Source organism: Streptomyces sp. NPDC057010, assembly GCF_042673805.1.
Lineage (GTDB): Bacteria > Actinomycetota > Actinomycetes > Streptomycetales > Streptomycetaceae > Streptomyces.
The window spans coordinates 1-5,591 of sequence record NZ_JBHUSC010000112.1; the positions used below are offsets into that span (position 1 = coordinate 1).

At 71.2% G+C, this 5,591-nt stretch carries 5 protein-coding genes; all 5 read right to left on the reverse strand.

The features are described 5' to 3' along the window. Positions 1 to 164: 164 nt before the first annotated feature. Complete coding sequence (locus tag ACFTXQ_RS36270) at positions 165 to 707, reverse strand: adenine phosphoribosyltransferase (protein ID WP_382649858.1); 543 nt, start codon at positions 705 to 707, stop codon at positions 165 to 167. An 8-nt stretch (positions 708 to 715) separates the two neighbouring features. After that, entirely contained in the window at positions 716 to 1,777 is a 1,062-nt protein-coding gene (gene secF / locus ACFTXQ_RS36275) for a protein translocase subunit SecF (protein WP_382649848.1), read from the reverse strand. 3 nt (positions 1,778 to 1,780) lie between these two features. Beyond that, positions 1,781 to 3,562 carry a protein translocase subunit SecD gene (gene secD, locus ACFTXQ_RS36280; protein ID WP_382649851.1) on the reverse strand — a complete coding sequence of 594 codons (1,782 nt, stop codon included), beginning with the start codon at positions 3,560 to 3,562 and terminating at the stop codon, positions 1,781 to 1,783. A gap of 153 nt (positions 3,563 to 3,715) precedes the next feature. Then, positions 3,716 to 4,189 (reverse strand): preprotein translocase subunit YajC, encoded by a 474-nt coding sequence (yajC, locus tag ACFTXQ_RS36285; RefSeq protein WP_382649853.1) that lies wholly within the window; start codon positions 4,187 to 4,189, stop codon positions 3,716 to 3,718. Positions 4,190 to 4,353: 164 nt separating this feature from the next. Continuing rightward, positions 4,354 to 5,424 carry a Holliday junction branch migration DNA helicase RuvB gene (ruvB, locus tag ACFTXQ_RS36290; RefSeq protein WP_382649856.1) on the reverse strand — a complete coding sequence of 357 codons (1,071 nt, stop codon included), beginning with the start codon at positions 5,422 to 5,424 and terminating at the stop codon, positions 4,354 to 4,356. Positions 5,425 to 5,591: the final 167 nt, after the last annotated feature.

Sequence of the window (5,591 nt, forward strand, 5' to 3'; positions counted from 1 at the left end):
GGGCAATCCGGGCCGCAGCAGGCAAGGGGCATCAGCCCAAATCCAGCCCCGCCGGCGTTTGAGGCGCGGGGGTCCGGGGGCAGAGCCCCCGGCAGCGGCGCCGCACATGAAAGCGGCGGGCACCCGGGAGGTCCCGGATACCCGCCGCTCGGCAGTGAAAGGGGTCAGACCACGATCAGCGCGTCCAGCGGGGCACCCGCAAGGGCGGGGCCCAGCTTGGCGCGGCCCGGGAGGAACGACAGCTCCATCAGGACCGCCACCCCGGCGACCTCCGCGCCGGCCCGCCGGATGAGCGAGAGCGACGCTTCGGCGGTGCCGCCGGTCGCCAGGACGTCGTCGATGACCATGACCCGGTCACCGGCCGCCAGATCCTCCGCGTGGACCTCGATCTCCGCGGTCCCGTACTCCAGCTCGTAGGACTGCGCCAGCGTCGCCCCCGGCAGCTTCCCGGCCTTCCGCACCGGCACGAAGCCGATCCCGGCCTGGACGGCCACCGGAGCCGCGAGGATGAACCCCCGTGCCTCCAGCCCGACGATCTTCGTCGCGCCGTACCGCCCGGCCAGCTCCACCAGCGCCTCCGTCAGCGCGGCGAACGCCTTCGGGTCGGCCAGCAGCGGGGTGATGTCCTTGAACATCACGCCCGGCTTCGGGTAGTCCGCCACGTCCTTGATCCGGCTGAGCAGCAGCGCCCGGACGTCCTCGGTCAGGACCGCGCTCACCGGCGCCGCCCGGGCCGGCCCTGCGCCACGACCTGCGGCTCGCCCTCGGCGCCGGCCTCCTGGCCGTCGTCCGCGGACTCGCCCTTGGCCGCCGCGGCCGCCCGCTTCGCGAGCACCCGCTTCGTCAGCGCCTTCATCGCCGGCTCGCGCTCCTTGAGGTCGACGACCAGCGGCGTCGCGATGAAGATCGAGGAGTACGCACCGGCCGCGAGGCCGACGAACAGCGACAGCGAGATGTCGTTCAGCATGCCCGCGCCCAGGAAACCGCCGCCGATGAACAGCAGGGCCCCGACGGGGAGCAGCGCGACGACGGTGGTGTTGATCGAGCGGACCAGCGTGCCGTTGATGCTGCGGTTGGCGATCTCGCTGTACGTCCAGCGGGTCTGCTTGGTGATGTCCTTCGAGCCCTCCTTCAGACCGTCGAAGACGACGACGGTGTCGTACAGGGAGTAACCGAGGATCGTCAGCAGACCGATGACCGTGCCCGGAGTGACCTCGAACCCGACGAGCGCGTACACGCCGACGGTGATCGTGAGGTCGTGGACCAGGGCGATCAGTGCCGCGACGGCCATCCGCCACTCGAAGGCGATGGCGAGGTAGATCACCACGAGGACCATGAAGATGCCCAGGCCCGTCCAGGCCTTGTTCGCGATCTGCTCGCCCCAGCTGGGGCCGACCAGGTCCGCGTTGATGTCGGCCTCGGTGACCTTGAGGTCGCCGGCCAGCTGCTTCTTCACGTCGGCGGCGGCGTTGGTGTCCAGACCGGAGATCTGGATCCGCAGGCCGCCGGTGCCGAGCTCCTGGACGATCGCGTCGTGGCCCGAGGCCTTCTCCGCGTCCTCGGTCGCCTTGGCGACGGAGACGGCCGTCTTCGGGGTGGTGAAGACGGCACCGCCCTTGAACTCGATGCCCATGTTGAGGCCCTGGACGGCCAGGGCCACGATCGCCGTGATGGTGATCAGGATGGAAACGCCGTACCAGAGAAAGCGCTTGCCGACGAAGTCGTAGCCGACCTCACCGCGGTACAGCTTGGCGCCGAGATCTCCCAGCTTCGACATCTCTCACGCCTCCTTTGCGTCGACGGGGACGGGGGCGGAGCCGGTGCGGCGGGACCGGCGCAGCGGCGGCTTGGCGCCGAGCCGCTTCGGGTCGAGGCCGGACCAGGGGTGACCGCTGGAGAAGAACTTCGTCCGGGCCAGCAGCGTCATCACGGGCTTGGTGAACAGGAACACCACGACCACGTCGAGCAGGGTGGTCAGGCCCAGCGTGAAGGCGAAGCCCTGCACCTTGCCGACGGTGACGATGAACAGCACCGCGGCGGCCAGGAACGACACGAAGTCGGAGACCAGGATGGTGCGGCGGGCGCGCGGCCAGGCGCGCTCGACGGCCGGACGCAGGGTGCGGCCCTCGCGGATCTCGTCCCGGATGCGTTCGAAGTACACGATGAACGAGTCCGCCGTGATGCCGATGGCGACGATCGCACCGCAGACGGCGGGCAGGTTCAGCGCGAAGCCGATGCCCTTTCCGAGCAGCGCCATGATCGTGTAGGTGAGGATCGCGGAGACCAGGAGGCTGATGATGGCGATGAACGCCAGGCCCCGGTAGTAGACCAGCAGGTAGATCACGACGAGGAGCAGGCCGATCGCGCCGGCGATGAGACCGGCCTTCAGCTGCTCGCCGCCGAGCGCGGCGGTGACGGTGGTGACGCTGTCCTCGCTGAAGGAGAGCGGCAGGGCGCCGTACGAGAGCATGTTGCCCAGGTCCTGGGCGGACTGCTGGGTGAAGCCGCCGGAGATCTCGGCGTTGCCGCCGGTCAGCGCCTGGCTGACGGACGGGTCGGAGATGACCTCGCCGTCGAGCACGATCGCGAACTGGTTCTGCGGCATCTGCTTGGTGGCCAGCTCACCGGTGATCTTGGCGAACTTGTCGGCGCCCTTGTCGGTGAACTGCATCGTGACGATCCAGGCACCGCGCTGCGGGTCGATGACGCCCTTGGCGTCCTTCACGTCCGTACCGGCGACCTGGGCCGGGCCGAGGATCCACTTGCCCCAGGCGTTGCCGCGCTTGCCGCAGGCGAGCGTCGGCTCCTCGGGCTTGACGTTCTTGCCGGCGGCGGCGCGCTGCGCCTCGTCGGCGCAGTTCAGCGCCGCGAACTTCGCCTGCAGGTCGGCCGCGGCGGCCTCGTCGGCCGACGGGGGCGTGGATGCCGACGGGGACGGGGCGGCCTTGCCGTCGTCTGCCTTCTTCGACTCGCTCGCCGAGGGCGAGGGGGTCGCGGCGGGGGCCTTGAGGGCCTCGCTGAGCGCGCGGCCCTGGGAAGTGGCGCTGGACGACGGGGTTGCCGACGGCGTCTTGCCGTCCTGGGCCTTGGGGGCCCCGGAGCCGCTGGCGGAGGGGCTCGGGCTCTGCGTCCCCTCGGGGGCGGCCGGGGAGCCGTCCGCGAAGGCGAGGACCGGGCGGAAGTACAGCTGCGCGGTGGTGCCGACCTGCTCGCGCGCCTGCTGCTCGTTCGTCCCCTTGGGGATGTTCACGATGATGTGGTCGCGGCCCTGGGTCTGGACCTCGGCCTCCGACACGCCGAGACCGTTGACGCGGCGCTCGATGATGCCGACCGCCGTGTTCATGTTGGTCTCGTTGATCGCGTCCGGCTTGCCCGGCTCGCTCTTGGCCTTGAGCGTGATGCTCGTGCCGCCGGCGAGGTCGATGCCCAGCCGGGGAGTCGTCTGCTTGGAGAGGAACATCCCCGCGGTGAGCGCCACCATCGCGATCAGGATGATCGCCAGGGCGCGCCCCGGCCTCCCCTGAGCCCCCGTGGGCCGCCGGCCCTTCTTCGGTGCTGCCACCTTGTCGTTTCTCCCTGTCCAACCGCCCCGCGCCGGGTCAGCGCGCGGACGGCCACGAAATGTGTGGTGGGGACCCCTGCCCCCCGCAGAAGTGTCACTGGCAGGGACCGCGGAAGCCGCCGGTCAGGCGCTCCGCGGTCCCGGGCCCGCGCGCTACTTCGCGCCGGCCTCGCCGTCGGCCTTGCCGTCCTTGGGCTCGTCGCCCTCGGGCGCTTCGTCCTTCTTGCCGAGGTCGAGCTTGGGGGCCGCGTCCTCGTCCTTCGTGAGGTCCGCCTTCGGGCCCTCGGTCAGCGAGGACGCGTCGTCGGGGACGACCGGGGTGTCCGTCTCGGCCTCGTCGCCGATGCCGTGGACGATGCGGTTGTACTCCGCGTCCTCGAGGACGGCGCCGATGGCGTTCTTCGCGTAGATCGCGTGGACGCCGGGAGCCACCTCAAGGGTGACGGTGTCGTCGCCGACCTCCTTGACCGTGGCGTACATGCCGCCGATGGTGCGCACGCCGCTGCCGGTCGTCATCTGGTCGCGCATCTGAGCGGCCTGGGCCTGCTTCTTCTTGGCGGACCGGGTCATCAGGAACATCGCCCCGATGAGCACGATGAACGGGAGCAAGAAGCTGATGTTGTTCACGGGACGAGGATCCTTCGCACGGCCGCGCCGGGGAGCGGCCATTTCTACGGGGGTGGGCACACCGACCTGAAGGGTCGGCATCGGCGGAGTCTAGGCGAGTCCGCACCGATGGAACAACGCCCAGCATGGCACCGCAGTTCCTGACCGGTCGAACCTCCGCGCCGTCAGGCCCCGAACAGGCCCTGTTGTCCGCTTGTTCCGCCGCCGCCCTGCTGGGGCGGGACGAGCCCCAGGTGAGCCCATGCGGCGGGCGTCGCGACCCGGCCGCGGGGGGTGCGCGCGAGCAGCCCTTCCCGTACGAGGAACGGCTCGGCCACCTCCTCCACGGTCTCCCGCTCCTCGCCGACGGCGACGGCGAGTGTGGACAGCCCGACGGGGCCGCCGCCGAAGAGCTTGAGCAGCGCCTCCAGGACGGCGCGGTCCAGCCGGTCGAGCCCGCGCGCGTCCACTTCGTACACCTGGAGGGCGGTGCCGGCGACCTCGCGGTTGATCACGCCGTCGGCCCGGACCTGGGCGTAGTCGCGGACGCGGCGGAGCAGGCGGTTGGCGATGCGCGGGGTGCCGCGGGAGCGGCCGGCGATCTCGGCGGCGCCGTCGGTGTCGATCTCGACGTCGAGGAGGCGGGCGGAGCGGTGGATGACGCGCTCCAGCTCCTCGGGTGCGTAGAACTCCATGTGCCCGGTGAACCCGAAGCGGTCCCGGAGCGGGGGCGGCAGCAGGCCGGCCCGGGTGGTCGCCCCGACGAGGGTGAAGGGGGGCAGTTCGAGCGGGATGGCGGTCGCGCCCGGCCCCTTGCCGACGATCACGTCGACGCGGAAGTCCTCCATGGCCATGTACAGCATCTCCTCGGCGGGCCGGGACATGCGGTGGATCTCGTCGAGGAAGAGGACTTCACCCTCCTGGAGGGAGGAGAGGATGGCGGCGAGGTCTCCGGCGTGCTGGATGGCGGGGCCGGAGGTGATCCGGATGGGCGCGCCCATCTCGGCCGCGATGATCATCGACAGGGTGGTCTTGCCGAGGCCGGGTGCGCCGGACAGCAGGACGTGGTCGGCGGTGGCGCCGCGCTGGCGGGCCGCCTTCAGGACGAGGTCCAGCTGCTGGCGGACCTTCTCCTGGCCGACGAACTCGCCGAGGTCCTTGGGGCGCAGCGCCGCTTCGACGGCGGTGTCCTCGCCGTCGGCTGCCGCCGCCACCAGCCGCTCGGTCTCGGCGTCGGTCTCGTCGTCCCAGTTCACGGTGTCACTCTGCCCTATCGTTTTCGTGTGCGGGTCCCTGCGGGGCTTTCCCCCACCCCGCCCTTTCTCCGTTTCCCGGGCGCTGCCCGGACCCGCGCCTCAAACGCCGGCGGGGCTGGATCCGGCCGCCGTGGGCCTTCGGGTGCGGCCTGCCCCCATCCAGCCCC